Here is a 21,170-nt window from a genome sequence, read left to right on the forward strand (position 1 = left end):
CTCAACGGTCGCCGTTTCCGTTCTCATCTTTGCCGCTTTGCTGATCCATGGTCGGAGGCGGAGCCACCATTCCCACGGAACGAAGCACATTCAACACACCTGCACAGAAGCCGAGGAGGAGGAGAACAATCATCCCCCACGGCGCAGTGCCGGCAAAACGGTCGAGCAAAAAGCCCAGAATAGCCCCAACCGCGACTGCGGAGATGAACTCGGAGGAAAGCTTGAAGCCCAAGGCCATGCCTTTTCGGCTCTCCTCGGATTGCGCGTCCCTCTTCGCCTCTGCCGCGTCGTCAGCCTTCCTGTCCGCAAGTTTCGCGGACAAGCGCTTCCGGCGCTCTTCCAGACCATCGTCGCGGTGATCCGTCATGTGCGTCCTCCCCTATTTCTGCTTCCGGCACAACCGGTTTTATGCTTTCCAACCGCAAAAAAGTGCGATTGGCGAGGGATTTCGCGCCGTCCGGCCCGTTTTCAAGTCGCGCGCAACATAGTTTTGCCCGCCCCCATAGTCAAGGCGTCCAAGACTCTTCATTCTCGGTAAATTAACTAAGCAAATTCAATTGCTTAAAACGGACACAACCGAAGCCGGGTAAAACTGTCGCGGGAATCGCCGCCTGTTGCGGCGATAAAGACTGCTCAGCTCCAGCCGCCGCCATAGGTGCGGTAGAAGAGGTGGAGACCGATGCGGCCGACCTTCTTCATCGTGCGCGCCCAGTCGGGGTGGACGTAGACGGCATGGTAATGAGTGGCTGAACCGACTTCCGGAAGCCAGATCTTGCCGGCGGTCACGGCCATCGCCACTTCGCGGGCCATTTTCCAGTGATATTCGGAGCGGATGCGGTCCTTGATATTGTCGCAGGCAAAGGAGAACTGGCAGCGGTTGCGCCAATCCTCGTTCTGATAGACGACGTCGCAGATCGTCTTCGGATAGGCCGGATTGCGCACCCGGTTGAGGATGACCTGCGCGACGGCGGCCTGGCCGCGGGCGGATTCGCCGCGCGACTCGAAATAGATACCGGATGAGAGGCATTGCTGCTGCTTGGCCGAGAAGGAATCGGGCGGCAGCGGGGTTGCGGCCCAAGCATGGTCGTCGGCACTGATCGGCGGGATGAACCGGCCGGGCGTTTTCTTTTCAGTCAGAATGGCGTCGAACGGTGATTGTTTGGCGAAATCGGGTTCCGGCGGCGCATAGGCGGCGGCCAGCACATCAGCGGTCGGATTGTTGATGAGGCTGGCGATCATCGGCATGAGTTCGTCCTCTGCCCGCCTCGGTTCATCCTTGCGGAAATAGAAGGACGCGAGCTCTACCGGAGCGTCATTCTTGCCGGCCTTCAAGAAGGCTGTCATCGCATCTTTCTCTTCGATAGGCGAAGTGAGCACACTCGAACGCTGCAGCACGGAGCCCGCGGAAAACGCCTTCGGCGGCAACATGGGTTCGACCGTGACGATGCGGCCCTTCTTGGCGGCGCGGTTGACGCGGTCTTCATCGGGGCGCGGATCGGAGGACTTGTTCTCGTCGACAAGGGCGATCTTACGGCCGTCCGGGAGTTCGAGGCCGGCACTGCCGGAAACCGCCTTCTTGAGGCCGGGAAAAGCGAGCGAGGCCTGATGGATCGAGCCCGCAGGCGAATCGGTCAGAACCATGCGCCATTGTTCGGCGCCGTCGAAGCCGCTCAGAAGATCGGAGAGATCGCCATGGGCCGGGGCGGACGGAAAGACCAGCCAGCAGGCAAGGCCGAAAACGGCCGGGGAAGTCCATCCATTCAGTCCGGACGAGGACTTGCGACGCAAAACACGCTTCGAACGCAAAACCTTAAACTCCACAGGGCAACAAGAACCCGATGAAGATCAATCATTAACCTTGATGAGCGGTTAACGCCGGTCGCCGAAACGTCCGGCAACTGGCCTGATTTAGCACATTCACATGAATGTCAGTCTGAGGTGCGCCGAATGCCGCACCTCAGATGATGACATGCGAGCCAAGCTCGACGACGCGGTTGGCCGGCAGGTGGAAGTAGTCGGACGGGTCGGTCGCGGTGTTGGCCATGGCGATGAACAAGCGGTCCTGCCACATGGGCATGCCGGAAGCGGCATCCGGCACCAGCTTGCGGCGGCCGAGATAGAAGGAGGTCGACATGATGTCGAACTTGAAGCCGGTCTTGCGCAGATAGGCGAGCGCCTGCGAAACATTGTGCGACTGCATGAAGCCGAAACGCAGTTCGATCAGCGTGAAGCGATCCGACAGCTTTTCGATCTTGAACCGCTCTTCGAGCGAGACACGCGGCTTGTTGACCGTGATGATGGTCAGGACGACGTTCTTTTCGTGCAGGACGTGGTTGTGCTTGATGTTGTGCAGCAGGGCGGCCGGCGCGGTTTCCGGGTCGCTGGTCAGGAAGATCGCGACACCCGGCACGGAAACCGGCGCGTGATCGCTCTTCTTCTCGACCATCGGAATGAAGGTTTCGAGCGGCACGTCGATGCGGCGGGTCTTTTCGAACAGGATCGCGGTGCCGCGCTTCCAGGTCCACATGACGATGGTGAAGATGATCGCCATCATGACCGGCACCCAGCCGCCGTCGTGGATCTTCAAAAGGTTGGCGCCGAGGAAGACCAGTTCAAGGGCAAGCAGCGGAGCCAGAACGCAGATCGCGAAGGTCTGCGGCCATTTCCACTTCACCCGAACGAATTCGAACGCCATCAGCGTGGTGACGACCATGGCGCCGGTCACCGAGATACCATAGGCGGTGGCGAGCGATTCAGAACTTTCGAAGCCCAGAACCAGAGCGATGACGCCGACCAGAAGCAGCGTATTGACCGATGGCAGGAAGATCTGCCCAGTATTGGTCTCGGAGGTGAACTGGATCTGCATGCGCGGCAGGTAACCGAGATGGATCCCCTGACGGACCAGCGAGAAGGCGCCGGTGATCACCGCCTGGCTGGCAATGATGGTGGCTGCGGTCGCGAGAATAACGACCGGCAGCAGCGCCCATTGCGGGAACATCAGGTAGAACGGATCGGACATCGCTTCCGGATGTTTCAGCACCAGAGCCCCCTGCCCCAGATAGTTCAGGGTCAGCGCCGGAAAGACGAGCGTGAACCAGGCCCACTGGATCGGCCGGCGGCCGAAATGGCCGAGGTCCGCATAGAGCGCTTCGGCGCCAGTGACCGTCAGGAAGACGGCGCCAAGAACGACGATGCCGACGAAACTCTCGTTCAGCATGAATTCGACCGCATATATCGGATTGAAGGACGACAGGATGCTGTAGTCGTCCGATATATGGGCGACGCCGCCGGCGCCCATGACGATGAACCAGACGGCGGTGATCGGCCCGAAAAAGCGCGATACAAGGCCGGTTCCCTTCGACTGGATGGCGAAAAGGCCGATCAGGATGCCGACCGAGATCGGCACCACGGCACTGCTCATCGACGGCGCCACCAGCTTCAGGCCCTCGACCGCGGACAGGACCGACAGCGCCGGAGTGATCATCGCATCGCCGAGGAAAAGTGCTGCGCCGATGAGGCCGAGCAGCATCAACAGCGCCCTGTGGCCGTTGGCGGACTTGGTCAGAAGTGCCAGGAGGGAAAGCGTGCCGCCTTCGCCGTCGTTGTCGGCGCGTAGCAGGAAGAGCACGTATTTGAATGTGACGATGATCGTCAGCGTCCAGATCATCAGCGAAATGAGGCCGATGATCTCAAGTTCGGTGACGCCGTCGTGGGCGATCGGCTTCAGAGCCTCGCGAAAGGCGTAAAGCGGGCTCGTGCCGATGTCGCCGTAGACGACGCCGACAGAGCCGAGTGCCAGCGCGAAAAGGCCTTGAACCTTGGTTTTCTCGGCGGCGTGATGTTCAGCGGGGTGACCCATGGGATGTCCGGCTTAAAGCCAGCCTTTCCAGCGAAAAAAGAAAAAGGGGAGGATGGCGGACATCAGCATCACGAGAAGCGCAAGCGGATATCCGAGATGCAAGCCGAGTTCCGGCATGAACTGGAAGTTCATGCCATAGATGGAGGCGACGAGCGTCGGCGGCAAGAACACAACCGACGCGATCGAGAATATCTTGATGATGGCGTTCTGCTCGACATTGATGAGACCGAGAGAAGCATCGAGCAGAAAGGCGATATTGCCGGCGATGTAGGAGGCGTGTTCCGAAAGCGAATCGACATCCCGCGCCACGGTGCGGCAGAGGTCATCGTCGCTCTTGTCCTGGTTGATCAATGGCACGTTCATCAGAAAGGTCAACAGCCGGGCGAGCGAACCCAGGCTATCGCGCACCTTGCTGATCAGCCGGTGGTATTCGGCGATATCGGCAAGCTTGCCTTCCAGGAATTGCGGCGGGCGGCGCTTGCCGCGGTCGCGGAAGATGTCGGTCGACAAGGCATCGACGTGATCGACCGTCTGCTCAAGAATTTCGGCTGTGCGATCGGCGATCGTTTCGAGAAGTTTTGCCAGCAAAGTGGCGCCATCGCGCCCCGTTTCCGGCAGACGGGTCAAGCTGGCGATGAACAGCTGGAAGCTTTTCGGCTCGGCGTAGCGCACGGTGATCAGCCGGCTGCCGGACAGGATGAAAGCCACATCGGTGAGCTGCGGATCCTTGCCATCGGCGCGCCAGACGAGCGACGCGGTCATGAACACCGAGTCCTTCTCCACATAAAGCCGGCTCGAAGGCTCGATGTCCTTCAGGTCGTCGCGGGTCGGAACCTGAATTCCGACCAAACCTTCGACATAGGCGTCTTCCTGCGGCGTCGGGTCGATCAGGTCGATCCAGACGATGTTGTCGGGAAGCTGTCGCAGCGCCTCAGCCGGCGCAAGCGTCTTCATCGAGCCAGTGGCGCTATAGGCATTGATCAATCGTGGTCTCCGGCCGAAATTCGTCGGCCTTGAACGAGAAGCGGGCTTGCCGGTTCCCTGGTTCCGGGTCCGCCAGCCGGCCCCCGGCGGGACGGGCCTATAGAGACAGCCATAGTCAAAATCAAGAGCCGTATAAATCTCGCAGTGGGCGCCGCAACATGACTCCGGCGTCGAATATGTTCAAGGGGCGTTCGGCAACAAGACGATTCATCACCCACATCAAGGCCTTGGCCGGCAATGCCCGCAAAAGTGCCTCCTCATCAGCGGCAGGGAGGTATTCCAAAATGCCGCGGCACATTTATTCGAACTTTTATTCGAAAACGATTGCCGGTGCCTGTCGCGGGGTGAGGCCGCCGAGTTCGGCCCAGACCCTGGCGGCAATTTCCCGGTAGATCTTGGCAGACGCTCCCTCGGGATCGGAGGCGACGACGGGGGTGCCGGCATCGGAACGTTCGCGGATGTCGATCGTCAGCGGAACCTCCCCCAGGAAGGGCACGCCAATACGCTCCGCCTCGGCCCGAGCGCCGCCATGGCCGAAGATGTCGTAACGCTTGCCGGTATCAGGAGCGAGGAAATAACTCATGTTCTCGACGATGCCGAGCAGCGGCACCTCGACCTTGCGGAACATGGCGATGCCCTTTCGGGCATCAAGCAGCGCCAGATCCTGCGGCGTCGAAACAATCACTGCGCCGGCAAGCGGCACCTGCTGCGCCATGGTGAGCTGCACGTCGCCGGTGCCCGGCGGCATGTCGACGACGAGCACGTCGAGGTCGCCCCAGGCGACTTCGCGCAGCATCTGCAGCAGCGCCGACTGGACCATCGGCCCGCGCCAGATCATCGCCGTCTCCTCGTCGACGAGGAATCCCATCGACATGGCCTTCAGCCCGTAGTTCTCCATCGGCTTGATGATGCGGTTTTCGATCTGCTGCGGGCGGCCGGTGATCTTCAGGAGGCGCGGCACGGAAGGCCCGTAGATATCGGCATCGAGAATGCCGACGCGCAGGCCGTTCGCCTGGAGCCCAAGGGCGAGATTGACCGCCGTCGTCGACTTGCCGACGCCGCCCTTGCCGGATGCCACCGCGATGATGGCGCCGACGCCCGGCACGCCGGGCTTTTCCCGTTGCGGCTGGGCCGGCGGCTGGCCCGGTTGCTGGCCTTGGGGCGGATGGCTGTGACCATGGGCGTGCCCATGCGCATGAGAATGGGCCGCCGGAGCGGCAGGCTGCGGGCGCGGCGGCGGAGCGGTGCCTGCCTTGCGGTCCGCCGTCAGCGTCACCAGCGCGCCCTTGACGCCCGGCATCGCCTTGACGGTGCGCTCGGCAGCCATGCGCAACGGCTCCAGTTCTGTTGCGCGCGCCGCCGGAACGGTGATCGAGAAATAAACCTTGTTGTCGGAGATGAAGACGTCCGAGACCATGCCGCGCGAGACGATGTCGCCTTCCAAGTCCGGTCCGCGCACCTTCGCGAGAACCGCTAGCACTTCCTCTTTCGTCACGTCGGCCATGATGTCAAAACTCCCGAATGCCTTATGCGGCACCGACCCTTCAAAGGGATGCCGCGTTCGCAGATATATAGGAGTTCGGCATTGCCGGGAGCAAGCAAGATAAACCGCCATTCGATCGGCTGCCATATGGCGCACTGATCGAATGGCGGCTTTTCTTGTTACGCCTCTTGGGGCGCTTCCAGTCCCCTCTGGACCTGCCCCTAGAGAAGCACGAAACATGCCAGACGGGAAGATACTTCCAGTTGATGAGCCTTTTCAATCACTTCCGGCCCGAAAGGCCTGCTGCGGCGCAGCATTCCTTGCCGCCAGCTGCATTCCAAGGCGATCAAGGCTTAAGCACTGATGAAATCTTGTGCACCGCAGCACGCAATTTCGTTACTTGATCAAACCGATCCGGAGCGCTTTTGCGACCGCCTGGGTGCGGTTGACCGTATCGAGCTTCTTCGCCGCGCGGTTCAGATAGTGATTGACCGTATGTTCGGAGAGGCCAAGGATCTCGGCGATCTCGGCGCTGGTCTTGCCGGCGGCCGTCCAGTTGAGACAGTCGATCTCACGGTCGGTCAGCATATCGGTGGTGCGGACATCGAGGTTGCGGATCTCCGCCAGCCGCTCGAAAACGTGGATGGAGATATACATCAACTCCATCATCTGCTGGTGCGTGAATAGAAGGCCATCGCCTGAGAAGGAAACGGCACCACGGTTGCCGGACATGTCATGGACAGGGAAATAGGCGCCCCGGACGACACCGAATCTCCCGAAAAGGTTGCGCACTGCCGGTCCTTGCCGCTCGGGCGGCACAGTATCCAGATCGAAGGAGAACGGGATCGTCGAGACGCGCAGCCGTCGAAGCACCGGGCTTGTCTGCATCATGCCTTCACGGTCGAAAAGGGACATCAGCTCCGCCGGCCAATTCGTGATCACCGTGTTGTTGGACAATTCCAGCGACGTGGCGTGAGGCAGGTTGAGGACCATGAACGCGCGGCAACCGTAGTGCTCGGTTATCCGCTTCATGAACCGAAACACATCGAACTGGGTCTTGAGACCGGCAATTTCTCCGATGCTTCCATCAAAGACCCGAGGTTCTTCCGCTTTCTCGGTGTTGGCCATCACTTGCTTCTCTGCTCGCCCGGTAGCGTCGAGCGATTTCCGGTATTTCCCATACATTCGCCCAATCCGGTCCTTCGTATTCGCGGTGCCCGCCTTCGACGCGTGAACATAGCGGGGTCTCCAGATCTGCCCAGACATATTCCCGCCGAACGTGTCTGCGCGGTGGAATGCTATTTCCAGATTTATTTCGATACCAAATTGGTAACTATTATCAATTCCTGAATAATGATGAGCTTAACTATCAACTTCCGATAATGATGACATCCACTCGCATTTGCAAACCTTTTGCACGCTTCCTGCCGTTTGTCAGGAGATAAATGTTGGGGATCAAATCACCTATGGCGGGAGTTTGCCGACTCTCTCTCGACGATGATACTAATCGATTACCTCGGCATGCAATTGGAGATTTCACATGGCGACCACATACACTTTCGAAGGCAGCGTCCTTTCCTCCTCCCTTTGCGAGCTTGGAGAAGGCCCCTCCTTCGAATCGGAGACTGAAACGCTCTGGTGGTTCGACATTCTCGGCAAGGGACTACACGAATTGCATCTGCCGACGGAGCGCGAAATCGTCCATAGGTTGCCGGTGATGGGCAGCGCGCTTGCCTCGATCGACGCCGCCCGACAGCTGATAGCCAGCGATCAGGGGCTTTTCATCCGCGACCGCGCCACCGGCGGGCTTTCCCTCTATCGCGAACTGGAGCCGGGAAAGCCGGGCAACCGTTCGAACGACGGGAGGGTGCATCCCTCCGGCGCCTTGTGGATCGGAACGATGGGCCGGAAGGCGGAAGACGGCGCCGGCGCGATCTACCATGTTCGCCAGGGCGAAGTGACGAAGCTCTTCGACCGCATCAGCATCCCCAACTCGATCTGCTTCTCGCCGGACGGTGCGATCGGCTACTACACCGACACCCGCGCCAACCGGCTGATGCGCATATCTCTCGATCCGGTGACAGGCTTGCCGAACGGCGAGGCTGAGATTCTGGTCGACGAGAACGGCAAGCCGGGCGGCATCGACGGCTCGATCTGCGCCAGCGACGGTACGATCTGGAACGCCCGCTGGGGCGAGGGTGCCGTCGATCATTATTCGGCGGACGGGCGGCATCTGTCACGTCACCTGCTGCCGGCGCGACGCACCACCTGCCCGGTTTTCATCGGCAAGGACCGCCTGGCCGTGACTTCGGCCTGGGAGGGGCTGGACGAAGTCGCCCGTGCTGCAGATCCTCAGGCCGGCGGGCTTTTTGAAATCGCCGTCTCGATCCAATGCGAGCCAGAGCCGGCCTATCGCCTATAAACAATGCAAAGGGCCATCCGAACTAGCAAAACGCAAAAAAGTTCCATCAAAATCGCCTAAAAATTCGGCAATCCTCTTCGGAACCAATCCTTGCTCATAACATTTCCCTTTCGAACCGGCGCGGCGGTAGAGCCGCGTGTTCAGAGAAATAAACTTGAGCAGAGGAAGGCAGGTTCGTTATGAAGAAGACCCTTAGCACGATGGCAGCCGTAGTTCTTTTGGCGTCCACCGCCATTGCACCGGCATTCGCACAGACCCAGCCAATGGCGCCGGCCGCCCCGGCTCCCGCAGCCCCTGCCGCTCCGGCGGACCCGGCTGCAAAACCGGCTGACAGCGCCGCAACGCCCGCTGCGAAGACCGGCACCGACACGGCTGCCGCTTCTGGCAGTTACCTGACCGAACAGGCTGAAAACCAGATCAGCGCCAACGACTATATCGGCAAGTCTGTCTACAATGCAGAAGACAAGAGCATCGGCGACGTCAACGACCTCATTCTTGAAGAAAACGGTGGCATCGTTGCGGCTGTGATCGGTGTCGGCGGCTTCCTCGGCATCGGCGAAAAGGAAGTTGCCCTGCCGATGGACAAGATCACCATGACGCGTGATGCGGAAAACAACAATGAAGTCCGCCTGACCACCACCGAAACGGCGGAAGCGCTTCAGTCCGCGCCGGAATTCAAGACCCTGGCTGACAAGCAGGCAGAAACCGACCGGACGACCACGTCCTCTACCGGCACCATGCCTGCTGCTGGCGGCGCCACTACCCCGTCGACGACCCCGGCTGCTCCGAGCAAATAACAGCTCTGGCAGTTAGCAGTCCGGAACGGGTGACACGTCGTCACAACGAAAAGGGCGGTACCGCAAGGTGCCGCCCTTTGTTTTGGGTCCCGAGCGCAAATAAATCCGGGGATCAAGCCCGTTCGATCGTCATGAAATCACGGTAGTGTTCCTGGAGGTAGCGCAGCGTTGCGTTACCGTCGACCGGCCTGCCGTAATAATAGCCCTGCCCCATCGCGCAGCCGAGTTCGTTGAGTTTGTCGGCATCGGCCTTTTCCTCGATACCTTCCGCCACCACGGCCAGATTGAGGCCGTCGCACATGGCGATAATCGCCTTGACGATATGTTCCGAGGCACGGTCCGTGGTGATGCGCGAGACGAAGGCACGGTCGATCTTCACCTTGTCGAAGGTGAAGTCGCGCAGGCGCCCGAGGCTCGACTGGCCGGTGCCGAAGTCGTCCAGCGAAATGCGCACGCCCTGCTGGCGCAGGTCGGTAATGATGCGTTGCGCCGTATCGGCCGAGGTCATCACCGCCGTTTCGGTAATTTCCAGTTCCAGACGATAGGGATCGAGGCCGACCCGCGCGAGCGTCGCGAGGATGGTCTCTGTCGTGCCGGGGTCCATCAGTTGGGCGGAAGAGAGATTGAAGGAGAGGAAAAGTTCGCGCGGCCAGGAGAGTGCCGCCTCCGCAGCCTTGCGCAGTAACGTTTCAGAAAGCGCGTCAATAAAACCGCGCTCCTCCGCAAGGGGCACAAAAACCGCGGGCGAGACGAAGCCGAGATCGGCATCGATCCAGCGGGCGAGCGCCTCGAAACCGACCACCCCGCCATCGCTGATACGCACGATCGGCTGAAAGTGGACATCCACGGCATCGGCAATGATGGCGTTGCGGAGCGCCTGCTCCAGCTGCGTCGCCCGCTTCATCTCCTGGGCGATCTCGCGCGAATAGACGGTGATCTGTCCACGGCCGCGGCGTTTCGACCGGTAGAGCGCGGTTTCGGCGCTTTTCAGCAGTTCCTCGAAATCCTCGCCGGCGAAGGGGTAGATCGCAAAACCGAAGGAGGCGGAAAGGCGAACGTTGCGGTCACCGAGATCGTAGGGCGCGGACAGGACGTCCTTAATCATCTGGCCGATACGTTCGGCGCCGGTGCGCTCGAAGACCAGGGGCAGGATGAAGGCGAACTCGTCGCCGTCATGACGGGTCACGGTCGCGCCGTCCGGAATGCAGGCCTTCAGCCGATGGGCGACCTGGCAGAGGATTTCGTCGCCGGCTTCGGCGCCGAACAGATCGTTGATCGGCTTGAAACCGTCGAGATTGGCAATGCAGATGGTAAACGGAGCGGGATCCTGGGCTCTCTCGGCAGCCAGAAGGCGCACCTTGTCACGCAGACGGTATCGATTTCCGAGACCCGTCAGGGCGTCACTATAGGCCATTGCTTGCAGCTCATTTTGACTGACCTGCGGCAATGGGTTTCCCGCCGACTTCATGAATAATCCCGTTACGCTCCACAGACCGGCGAAGGATGGGCGAAAAAGATTAAAAAATGATGGCTTGAGCTTAACTTAAATGAACAGATTGATTAATCGGTTAAGCATACACCTGCTTTGCGGGTACGCCGAGAAAGGTCTGAAAGACCGTTTCAAGCGCCTCGGGACTGATCGGTTTCAGGATCACCTCGTTCATGCCGGAGGCGAAGCACTGATCCCGGTCATGGTTGAAGGCCTGGGGAAGGACGCCGATGATCGGAATGGAGTTGTCGATCGTCTCCATATCCCGGATGCGGACGCTCGCCTCGAAACCGCTGAGCTTCGGAAGGGTGATGTCCATCAGAATCAGCCGCGGCGACTGTTCCCGCCAGAGCCTGACCGCCTCTTCGCCATCGGCGGCGATCGCATAACGATACCCCAGGCCCTCAAGGATCTGCGAAAAGACGATCTGATTCACCTCGTTATCCTCGGCGACCAGGATATCGATGCCAGCGCTTTCGCCAGCTCGCGAGGCGATCCGCCAATCCTTTTCGCCCGCAGTTTCAGCTGCTACGGGCTGATTGAACTGGCGAATGACGCCAGCGGCCAGTTCCCGCTTTACCCGGAACCCGTCGATCGCCAATGCGGCAATGCCGTGCCGCCCGACGATTTCGAGGCAATGTTTATCCGCCAGCGTGTCAACGACGACGAGATCGACTGTGATTCCGGCTTCTCTTGCAAGCTGCAGGAAGAGTTCCAGCTCCTCCTCGCCGGAAACCGACGATGTGTCAAATCCCAGATCGGCGAGAATTTCCAGCGCCTCGGCGCTCGTCCGGGGATCGGAGGAGGCGATCAGAACCTTGCGATGGGAGAAACCGCCCGTGTCAGGCACAACTTCGACGTTCACCGGGACGTCATGCTCATGCCGGACCAGCGAGGTGGCGATCAATCCGCCCCGGCTCATGCGCGGCGTGACCTGCTCGCCGTCCTCGACCGCAACCAGCGCGGTAATGTCTTCCATGGCGGTGACCAGATAGTAGCGGCCCGGTTTTCCGATCCGGTATTTGTTGGCGATCATGACGACCTGCGAGCCGTCCGGCCGCGTCACCAGTTCGGTCATCTGCTCGGGCTCGCCAAGATCGAGGACCCCGCGATTGATGCGGTCGAGGCGCTGTTCCACCTGCGGCGAATGGATGTCGGATCCCTTGAGACCGAGAATTGCTTCGGGCGGCAGATCGAGGAAGCGCGCAGCCATCTTGTTGACGGCGACGAAGGTCATATTGCTGTCCTTGACGGTGATCGGGAACGGCAGGTTGTCGAGCACCTCTTCGGTGATCTGCACCCGTTCCATATCGGCCCGCCACTGTTCCTCGCGCTTCTTGTGTTCGGAGATGTCCCTGACGACGCAGACGCCATAACCGGAAGACAGGCGGCGCTTGGTGAAGCTCACCCAGCGATCGGTGCCGCGGCGCTCCTGCGACTCGGCCCGTTCCTTCCATAGCGTGGCAATCTGTTCGGCAACCCAATCTTCACGGCTCAGCATGCGGCGCGGACCGGAGGCGTCGGTCAGGAAGCGTCCGCCGCCATCATAGACGGCTCCAAGGAAATCCCGAAGACGCGTGCCGGGCGCGAGAAAGCTCTTCGGAACCGGCAGAAGGGTCAGTAACTGCTGGCTCGCGAAGACGATCAGGTCATTTTTGTCATAGACAAAGACGCCTCCCGAAATGCCCTCGGAGATCACTTCGAGCATGACAGATTGAATGTTTGCGTCCGCCGACGCCAAATCATTCATAGGATGAAACTCCCCGTATGCTTTTTCGGACCGGAATAAAAGACCGGACCGTAATGCCGATATTCGCCTCTCGGCGTTTATTCCTTCTAGTTTTCGTCTGGTCGGCGCGGGAACATGCTGGCTCCAAGTCCTCAACGGGTAATCGGGGCTCGCATGACGGTGCCCAGCTGGCCGCCATCCCGATCACTCGCGGGAGGCTGGCGCCTCCCCGGTTTCATCCAAGTTCAATACCGGACAAATTATCGCCTTTATCTTAAAGCCGGATTAATGAACGGCCGTGCATCAACCTTAGATGCCCTTTCAATCGGTTGGGAAAGGTGTGGATCCGGGCTTTCCTTCCAGCGCCGAATCCGGGAAAATGGCACATGTCCGTCAAACAGCTGCCCGAAACCCTGATCAACCAGATCGCCGCAGGCGAGGTCATCGAAAGGCCTGCCAGCGCCGCGAAGGAACTGATCGAAAATGCCATCGATGCCGGGGCGACCCGTATCGAGATCGCCACCGCGGGCGGGGGCAAAAGCCTGATCCGCATCACCGACAACGGTTCCGGCATGGATGCGGCGGATCTCGATCTTGCGGTGCGGCGACACTGTACCTCGAAGATTTCCGAGACACTGGACGACATCCGCACGCTCGGCTTCCGCGGCGAGGCCCTGCCCTCGATCGGTTCGGTGGCGAAACTCACCATCACCAGCCGTCGCAACGGTCATTCGGAAGGATCGCAGGTTGCAGTCGTCGGCGGCAGGATGTCCGGCGTGAAGCCGGCGCCGTCGAATACCGGCACGGTGGTCGAGGTGCGCGACATCTTCTTCGCGACACCGGCACGGCTCAAGTTCCTGAAGACCGAAAAGGCCGAGGCCGGCGCGATCACCGAAGTGGTGAAGCGCATGGCGATCGCCTTCCCGCATATCCGCTTCGTGCTGTCCGGCTCCGACCGCACGACGCTGGAATTCCCGGCCACCGGCGACGACCATCTTGCTCGCATGGCGCAGATCCTCGGTGCCGATTTCCGCGACAATGCGATCGAGATCGATGCGATGCGGGAGGATGTCGAGCTTTCTGGCTTCGTCGGCGTGCCGACCTTCCACCGGGGAAATTCGGCGCATCAATATGCCTTCGTGAACGGACGGCCGGTGCAGGACAAACTAATCCTCTCGGCGCTGCGCGGTGCCTATGCGGAAAGCGTGCCCTCCGGCCGATACCCGGTAGCCGTCCTGTCGATCAGGCTCGATCCGGGGCTGGTGGATGTCAACGTGCACCCGGCCAAGTCGGACGTGCGGTTCCGCGATCCCGGCCTGGTCCGAGGCCTCATCGTCGGGGCGATCCGCGAGGCGCTGCATCGCGAGGGCGACCGGGCGGCGACAACCGGAACTTCGGGCATGATGCGCGCCTTCCGTCCCGGCTTCCAGGCGGCACCGCCCACCGCGCGCACCCCCTGGGCGGCAGCGGCCTCGCCCTTCCGGCCGCTCTATCCGCAGCCCGCCAACGACTTTGCCGAACAGGTGCAATCCGGTTTCGACGTGCTGACCATGCCGGCCGCGCGTGCCGATACGGTCATCGCGGAACCCGCTCCAAGGATCACCGGCGAAGATGCCCCGCGCTATCGTCTGGGCGCCGCACGCGCGCAGGTTCACGAGAACTATATCGTGGCGCAGACAGAAGACGGTCTGGTCATCGTCGATCAGCACGCCGCCCATGAACGGCTGGTGTTCGAAGCGATGCGCAAGGCGCTCGATAACAAGCGGCTGGCGAGCCAGGTGCTGCTGATCCCGGAAATCATCGACCTGCCGGAAGAGGATTGCGACCGGCTGATGGCGAATGCTGAGGAACTCGACCGGCTGGGGCTGGCGATCGAACGGTTCGGTCCCGGCGCTGTCGCCGTGCGCGAGACGCCCGCCATGCTCGGGGAAGTCGATGCGGCCTCGATGGTCCGTGATCTGGCCGACGAGATCGCCGAATGGAACACCGCCGGGGGCCTGCGCGGCAAGCTGGAATATGTCGCCGCAACCATGGCCTGCCATGGCTCGGTGCGTTCCGGCCGGCGACTGAGGCCGGAGGAGATGAACGCGCTTTTGCGGGAAATGGAAGCCACGCCCGGCTCCGGCACCTGCAACCACGGACGGCCGACCTATATCGAACTCAAGCTTTCCGACATCGAGCGACTCTTCGGCCGAAGCTGAAAAAGCTGGCAATTCAGACATAATCGGGTTAGAGCAGGCGCCATGTTTTTCCGCAGGAGACGTCAGATGAACCGGTTCGAGGGAAGCGGATTCCGCGAAGCGAAAATCCGCTATCTCGACGGCGACTATCAGATCCTGACCGCCGGCTCCTATGTTGTCTGCGCCATGACCGGTGCGCAGATCCCGATCGACGAGCTGCGCTACTGGAGCGTCGCGCGCCAGGAACCCTATGTCGATTGCGCCTCCTCGCTGGAGGCCGACAAGCGCGCCGGCATGCTGCCGAACCAGAGCCGCGGTTAAGGTCGGAACCTAGGCCTTCGCAGCATTTCCTTCCCTGATGCGTCGCTCCCGGAAATTGGCGATCGCGGTATCGATGATCTTGCCCGGTGCCTGCGGATCGTCGAACGCCATGTCGACCTCGACCACGCTTACCTTTTCCGCCAGTTCCTCCATGCGTCCGTGGTGGCCCTGCAGCCGCACCGCATCCTTTGCAGTGGTCACAAGGGTCAGACCGTCCCTGGCAGCATCGTCCAGAAGGTCCGAGATCTCGTCCTCGCTGAAATAGTGATGATCCGGAAAGTCGCGTTTTTCCATGATCAAGCCGCCGACCTGCTTGACGGTGCGGTAGAACTTTTCCGGATCAGCAATGCCCGCGAAGGCGAAAAGCGCCTTGCCGGCCACCTCTCGGTTTTCGCGCGGCTTCAATGCCGCGACATAGACCTGCTTGCCGGCGCGGGCGGCCTGGCGCACCAACTTGTCGGCCGCCTCGCCGTTTCCGACCTTGAGGATCGCCGAGAGCTGATGCATCTGCTCGGATATCGGCGCCCTGACCGGCCCGCCCGGCACGAGATGGCCGTTGCCGATGCCACGCACCGTGTCGATGACGACGAGCGCGAAATCCAGCGCCAGGCGGGCGCTCTGGAAACCGTCATCCATGATGATCAGATCGGCGCCTTCAGCGACCAGCTTGTGGGCGCCATCGACGCGAGTGCGGGAAATCACCGTCAGCGTCTCGCGGCAGAGCAGCAGCGCCTCGTCGCCCACAGCCTCGGCACGGTGGTGTTCGGGATCGACCACGGTCGTCACGTCGAGCGAGCCGCCGTAACCGCGGCTCAGGAAACCCGGCTTCAGGCCCTTCTCCTTGGCGGCGCGGGCAAGCGTGATCGCGGTCGGCGTTTTGCCGGCCCCGCCCACGGTGAAATTGCCGATGCAGATGACCGGTACGGGGACGCTGGCGCGCCTGGCTTTCGCCATGCGGCGGCCGGCGATCCGACCATAGAGAAACGAAATGGGAGCAAGCCCCCAGGCACGCCAATCCGCTTTCGTCCACCAGAATGGCGGTGCTTCCGATACCATACCTAAACTCCGGCTGATCCGTTCTGAAGCAGCCCGCGAAGAAAATGGGAGTTTTCGAAAAAAGGCAAGTCTTTGAAACCAAAGCGCGGTTCAGGCACGAAGCTTTTCCGGCAGGAGGTCGATCAGCGCGGTGATATCGTCGAGGCAGATATCCGCCGATGCCGACAGCGTTTCGCGGGAGCCGGTGCCGGTCAGAACCGCGACTTTCAGGCCGACCCCGGCGCTGGCGCCCATATGCATGTCGTGATTGTTGTCGCCGACCATCGCGACTTCGGCCGGATCGAGGCCCGTGGCGCGGCAGAAACCCAGCACCATGCCGGGCTCCGGTTTCACCCCGTGACCGCTGTCGTAACCGGCGATGAAATCCACATGATCGATGATGCCGAAACGGATGGCGGTCTGGCGGATCGCCTGCTCGTTGTCGCTCGACGCGATGCCGAGCTTGAGGCCCCGGGCCTTGAGCTTGCCGAACAGGGCTGCCAGATCGGTGACGGCCACGGAAAATTCCGCCGAGCGGATGAAGAGTTCGTCGAGCAGCCGGGTGAGTTCCCCTACCTCGACCGGCGAGCCGGCGGCGACGAAGCCGGCGGCGATCTCGGCAGCGTTGCCGGCGGCAAGCAGGCTGTCCGGCCGGGTGTGGCCGGAGACGGGATCCATGCCACCGGAAAACAGGAGCTGCGGTTCGAGATCGGCATTGCCGGCAGAAGCGATGCGGGCGGCCTCCCGGTTCACCGGTCCCCAGCTTTCGTCATAGAGCAAAAGCGTGCCGTCCTTGTCGAACAGGATGCCGGCGATTTGTGTGAGCTTTTCCGGGTTCATCGGGCGGCGGCGGCTTTCGGCTGCAGCCTTGCACTCACCGTCAGCGGGTTGACGTAGGGCTCAAGCGCCTTGACCGTCTTCGACAGCGCGCCGCGCATCTCTTCCATCGCGTCATGGCCGGAATCGATCATCTTCACCCGGGCGAGATCGTTGATCATCAGGTAGTGGACGGCCTTGGCCAGCATCTCGACATCCTTGACGATGCGGGCAGCGCCCTTGCGAACCAGATGCTGGTAGGCGTCACGGAAGTTCTGGACATGCGGGCCGGAGAGCACCGCGCAGCCGAGCATGGCCGGTTCCAAGGGGTTCTGCCCGCCCTCGTTTGTCAGCGACCTGCCGACGAAGGCAATCTCGGTGAGACGCAGGTAAAGTCCCATTTCGCCGATAGAGTCGCCGAGGAAGACATCGGTCTCCGGCGTCAGCACATCGTTGCGCGAGCGGCGCGCAACGGTCAGGCCCATTTCCTTCAGCATCTCTTCGACCGCGTCGGCGCGATCTGGGTGGCGCGGCACGAGAATGGTCAGCTGGCCGTTCTTTGGCTTCAGCGCCTTGTGCACGGTCGCCGCCGCCTTTTCCTCGCCATCGAAGGTCGAGATTGCCGCCCACGTCTGGCGGCTGCCGATTTGCTTGCGATAACTTGCAAGCAGCGCCTCGTCGCATGGTGGCGGATCGGTATCGCTCTTCAGGTTGCCGGAGACGATGACCGGCCAGGCGCCGAGATCGCGGAAGCGCTCGGCATCGAGATCCGACTGGGCGACGACCAGAGCCATCCTGCCGAAAATCGCTTCAGCGATCGAGTTGCGGTTGCGCCAGCGATCGAAGGAGCGGTCGGAAATACGGGCATTGACGCGGATCTGCGGAATGCGGCGGCGGGCGAGTTCGGCGATCGTCGTCGGCCAGATTTCGGATTCCGCGGTGATGCAGGCATCCGGCTTCCAATAGGCGATGAAACGCTTGATCGGGAATTTCAGGTCGAGCGGCACGTATTGATGGATCACCTCGTCGGCCAGCCGAGACCGGACGAGGTTTGCGGAGGTGACGGTGCCCGTCGTCAGAAGGATGTGGATCTCGCGGCGGCGCAGCTCGCGGATCATCGGCATGATGGCGATGGTTTCGCCGACACTTGCGGCATGCACCCAGATCAGCGGACCGCGGGGTCGGGCAAGGCTCGCATAGCCGAGCCGCTCCAGCTTGCGGGTCCTGTCTTCCTTGCCCTTCATGGCGCGATAAGAAAGGTAAGGCCCAACTAACGGATAGAGGGCAATACCAGCCACCCGGTAACCAGCAAGAGCCATGCGCGCAGAAATCTTGCTCACCGCATTTGCCCTCGATGAATGATGGCCGCCATCAATATGATAGACCCTCCGATTGCTCATCCGTAGCCCAGTTTTTTGTGTTTTACAAATGCGTCAAAAAAGGGTCCCCGGGATCGATACCAGACGAGGGACCAGCATTGCGAACACATCGTAAAACGCGAGGCTTATCTCAAGCCGACTTAGTATCAGGATCGAGCAGGCGGTGCATATGGACGATGAAATAACGCATGTGGGCGTTGTCGACCGTCTGCTGCGCCTTGCCCCGCCAGGCGACCAGGGCGCTGGCATAATCGGGATAGATGCCGACGATGTCGAGGGCCGAGAGATCCTTGAATTGAAGGCCTTCCAGGCTCTGCAGTTCGCCGCCGAAGACCAGATGCAGAAGTTGTTTCTTTTCGCCCGTTTCCGTCATTGTCCGTATCCGTCCGTTCCAGCTCCCCCAGCCTTTCCTGTGCTGCATTCCTAAGGAAAGGTCAACCCGGAGCGAGGCCGGCAAGCTGGGGCAAAAGGCTGCGGAGGGCATGTTCGGCACCGGCGGCCAGCATTTCGTGGCTGACGCTCTCGCGGTTGTAGACAAGCCGGTTGCCGGCAAGATCGGTGAGCCGCCCGCCCGCCCGTTCGAGAATGAGATCGGCCGCGGCCAGATCCCAATCGTGGGAAGCGCGCTTGACGACGGTGCCATCAATGCTGCCGTCGGCGATCATGGCGAGCCGATAGGCGAGTGACGGCACGTGCCGCACTCGGCGGATTTCGTCGCGAAAGCCCGGCTCGAATTTCTTGACGAGGTTTTCGTCGGCCGCGATGACCAGTTCGCCATTGCTGCGGCCGGTGGTGACTGAAATCGGCTGGCCGTTCTTCAGCGCCAGCCCATCCTTCACCGCACTGAACTCTTCGTCGAGTGCCGGCGCGACCAGGACGCCGGCGACCGGCTGGCCGCGATGCACGACGGCGACCGAGACGCACCAAGTCTTCTCGCCGTTGATGAAGGCGCGGGTGCCGTCGATCGGATCGACGACGAAAAGCGTTTCGCGGCCAAGCCGGGCAACGTCGTCATCGGTCTCCTCGGAGAGCCAGCCATAGCTGGGCCGGGCTTTCAGAAGCAGGTTCTGCAGCCGGTCGTTGGCGGCGAAATCCGCGGCGCTGACCGGCGACTTGCCCTCATTCTTCCACCAGACTTCCGGCGAGCGGCCGAAAAAGCCGTGGGCGATCTCGCCGGCCTGGCGCGCCGCGTCGAGAATGAGTTCGAGATCCTGCCCCCAGGCTTCCGTAACCGCCATCGGGATCAGCGTCCCGCCAGCGTCATGCCCTCGATGGCGATGGTCGGAGAGGCGACGCCGAACTTGCGGTCGATGTCGTTGGCCGGCGTCAGGCGCATGAACATGTCCTTGAGATTGGAAGCGATCGTGACTTCCGAAACGGGATAGGCGAGTTCGCCGTTCTCGATCCAGAAACCGGTCGCGCCACGCGAGTATTCGCCGGTGATCATGTTGACGCCCTGGCCGATCAGTTCGGTGATGTAGAAGCCGTTGCCGATCGACTTGATCAGCTCTTCGGGCGAGATATCGCCGGGCTCCAGGGCCAGGTTGGTGGAGGCGGGCGATACCGCCGTGCCGCCGCGCACGCCGCGGCCGTTGGTGACAAGCCCAAGTTCGCGGGCCGTCGAGGTCGACAGGAACCAGTGCTTCAAGACGCCGTCCTCGATCATCACCATGCGCTCGCCGGACACGCCCTCGCCATCGAAGGGGCGCGAGGAGGAGCCGCGCACGATCAGCGGATCGTCGGTGATGTCGAGGCCTGCCTTCAGCACCTGTTGGCCCATCTTGTCGCGCAGGAAGCTGGTCTTGCGGGCGACGGATGCGCCGTTGATGGCACCGGCAATGTGGCCAACGAAACCGCGGGCGATGCGCGGATCGAAGACGACAGTGACGTTGCTGCCGGTGTCGACCTGGCGGGGATTGACACGTTTCACGGTCCGCTCGCCGGCGCGGCGGCCGATCAGCTTCTGATCGTCGAGGTCAGCGGCATAGAGGCGGCTGTCGAAGTCGTAGTCGCGCTCCATCCTGGTGCCCTCGCCGGCAATGACGCTGACGGAGCGGCCGAAACGGGAAGCCATGTAGCTGCCGGAAAACCCGTGGGAGGTGACGAGAACGAGGCCGCCCATGCCCGACGATGCGCCGGCGCCTGAGGAATTGGTGACGCCCTGGACGTCGAGCGCCGCCTGTTCCATTTCGAGCGATACTTCACGGAGCGCGTCGGTCGAGATGTCAGTGGGATCGTAGAGTTCCAGGTCCGGATAGGATCTGGCGAGATCGGTCTCGTCCGCAAGGCAGGCGAACGGATCTTCAGGGGAGACCTTGGCCATGGCGACGGCGCGCTCGGCGAGGATCTTCATGTCGAAGCCCGGATTGGCCGAGACGCTGGCAACCTGTTTGCCGACGAAGACACGGAGCGAGAAATCGTCGCTCTCGGAGGCCTCCGTGCCCTCGACCTTGCCGAGGCGGACGCTGACGGAACGGGAGCGGGAGCGAACCACGACCGCATCCGCCTGATCCGCTCCCGCGGCCTTGGCGAGATCAATCAGTTGGCTGGCGCGGGAAAGCAGGTCGGCGGAATCGATTTCAGAGGTCATGATTGCAAGCCTTTCATTCTCGTCCCATTTATTGTGCACTGTCAGAAGCATCAAGGGCGGCTCGCCGATTCTTGATGTCCCACCTT

Annotated in this window: 18 protein-coding genes; 4 read left to right on the forward strand and 14 right to left on the reverse strand. The window is 61.4% G+C overall.

The features are described from left to right. Window position 1: 1 nt before the first annotated feature. The 6 genes from PMI07_RS00800 to PMI07_RS00825 all read right to left on the reverse strand — a co-directional run bounded on the left by PMI07_RS00800 (window position 2) and on the right by PMI07_RS00825 (window position 7,454). On the reverse strand, window positions 2-367 hold the full coding sequence (locus tag PMI07_RS00800; protein ID WP_007774925.1) for a F0F1 ATP synthase assembly protein: 366 nt from the start codon (window positions 365-367) through the stop codon (window positions 2-4). 266 nt (window positions 368-633) lie between these two features. Further along, on the reverse strand, window positions 634-1,806 hold the full coding sequence (locus tag PMI07_RS00805; RefSeq protein ID WP_007774928.1) for a cell wall hydrolase: 1,173 nt from the start codon (window positions 1,804-1,806) through the stop codon (window positions 634-636). A gap of 151 nt (window positions 1,807-1,957) precedes the next feature. Next, window positions 1,958-3,859 (reverse strand): potassium transporter Kup, encoded by a 1,902-nt coding sequence (locus PMI07_RS00810; protein WP_007774931.1) that lies wholly within the window; start codon window positions 3,857-3,859, stop codon window positions 1,958-1,960. 12 nt (window positions 3,860-3,871) lie between these two features. Further along, window positions 3,872-4,813, reverse strand: coding sequence for a magnesium transporter CorA family protein (locus tag PMI07_RS00815; protein WP_081760623.1), 942 nt, complete (start codon window positions 4,811-4,813; stop codon window positions 3,872-3,874). 340 nt (window positions 4,814-5,153) lie between these two features. Next, window positions 5,154-6,347, reverse strand: a complete 1,194-nt coding sequence (gene apbC / locus PMI07_RS00820; protein WP_007774935.1) for an iron-sulfur cluster carrier protein ApbC — start codon at window positions 6,345-6,347, stop codon at window positions 5,154-5,156. Window positions 6,348-6,722: 375 nt separating this feature from the next. Then, on the reverse strand, window positions 6,723-7,454 hold the full coding sequence (locus tag PMI07_RS00825) for a LuxR family transcriptional regulator (RefSeq protein WP_037084894.1): 732 nt from the start codon (window positions 7,452-7,454) through the stop codon (window positions 6,723-6,725). A gap of 412 nt (window positions 7,455-7,866) precedes the next feature. Here PMI07_RS00825 and PMI07_RS00830 point away from each other — a divergent pair, with 412 nt between their 5' ends. Both PMI07_RS00830 and PMI07_RS00835 read left to right on the forward strand, forming a co-directional pair. Then, entirely contained in the window at window positions 7,867-8,748 is an 882-nt protein-coding gene (locus tag PMI07_RS00830; RefSeq protein ID WP_007756878.1) for an SMP-30/gluconolactonase/LRE family protein, read from the forward strand. Between the two features lie 179 nt (window positions 8,749-8,927). Continuing rightward, window positions 8,928-9,545: a PRC-barrel domain-containing protein gene (locus PMI07_RS00835; protein WP_007756877.1), complete on the forward strand. Its 618-nt coding sequence runs from the start codon at window positions 8,928-8,930 to the stop codon at window positions 9,543-9,545. Between the two features lie 112 nt (window positions 9,546-9,657). On the opposite strand, the gene PMI07_RS00840 is transcribed toward PMI07_RS00835, so the two are convergent. Further along, entirely contained in the window at window positions 9,658-11,013 is a 1,356-nt protein-coding gene (locus tag PMI07_RS00840; protein WP_037084900.1) for an EAL domain-containing protein, read from the reverse strand. A gap of 100 nt (window positions 11,014-11,113) precedes the next feature. Then, window positions 11,114-12,784, reverse strand: a complete 1,671-nt coding sequence (locus PMI07_RS00845; protein ID WP_007756875.1) for a response regulator — start codon at window positions 12,782-12,784, stop codon at window positions 11,114-11,116. 365 nt (window positions 12,785-13,149) lie between these two features. On the opposite strand from PMI07_RS00845, the gene mutL reads away from it, so the two are divergent. Beyond that, window positions 13,150-14,964: a DNA mismatch repair endonuclease MutL gene (mutL, locus tag PMI07_RS00850; RefSeq protein WP_007756874.1), complete on the forward strand. Its 1,815-nt coding sequence runs from the start codon at window positions 13,150-13,152 to the stop codon at window positions 14,962-14,964. A 66-nt stretch (window positions 14,965-15,030) separates the two neighbouring features. Beyond that, entirely contained in the window at window positions 15,031-15,264 is a 234-nt protein-coding gene (locus PMI07_RS00855; protein WP_007756873.1) for a DUF2093 domain-containing protein, read from the forward strand. A 9-nt stretch (window positions 15,265-15,273) separates the two neighbouring features. Here PMI07_RS00855 and lpxK read toward each other — a convergent pair whose 3' ends face one another. From lpxK to PMI07_RS00885, 6 genes are all read right to left on the reverse strand, one after another. After that, window positions 15,274-16,320: a tetraacyldisaccharide 4'-kinase gene (gene lpxK / locus PMI07_RS00860; protein WP_007756872.1), complete on the reverse strand. Its 1,047-nt coding sequence runs from the start codon at window positions 16,318-16,320 to the stop codon at window positions 15,274-15,276. 90 nt (window positions 16,321-16,410) lie between these two features. Beyond that, window positions 16,411-17,139 carry an HAD family hydrolase gene (locus tag PMI07_RS00865; protein WP_007756869.1) on the reverse strand — a complete coding sequence of 243 codons (729 nt, stop codon included), beginning with the start codon at window positions 17,137-17,139 and terminating at the stop codon, window positions 16,411-16,413. Beyond that, window positions 17,136-18,455, reverse strand: a complete 1,320-nt coding sequence (waaA, locus tag PMI07_RS00870) for a lipid IV(A) 3-deoxy-D-manno-octulosonic acid transferase (protein ID WP_007756863.1) — start codon at window positions 18,453-18,455, stop codon at window positions 17,136-17,138. The genes PMI07_RS00865 and waaA overlap by 4 nt, the downstream gene beginning before the upstream one ends. 169 nt (window positions 18,456-18,624) lie before the next feature. Then, entirely contained in the window at window positions 18,625-18,867 is a 243-nt protein-coding gene (locus tag PMI07_RS00875) for a DUF4170 domain-containing protein (protein WP_007756862.1), read from the reverse strand. Window positions 18,868-18,928: 61 nt separating this feature from the next. Next, window positions 18,929-19,732, reverse strand: coding sequence for a 3'(2'),5'-bisphosphate nucleotidase CysQ (locus PMI07_RS00880; protein WP_007756861.1), 804 nt, complete (start codon window positions 19,730-19,732; stop codon window positions 18,929-18,931). 5 nt (window positions 19,733-19,737) lie between these two features. Beyond that, window positions 19,738-21,084 carry a TldD/PmbA family protein gene (locus PMI07_RS00885; RefSeq protein ID WP_037084962.1) on the reverse strand — a complete coding sequence of 449 codons (1,347 nt, stop codon included), beginning with the start codon at window positions 21,082-21,084 and terminating at the stop codon, window positions 19,738-19,740. Between the last annotated feature and the right edge of the window lie 86 nt (window positions 21,085-21,170).

This window comes from Rhizobium sp. CF080 (assembly GCF_000282095.2).
Classification (GTDB): Bacteria; Pseudomonadota; Alphaproteobacteria; order Rhizobiales; family Rhizobiaceae; genus Neorhizobium.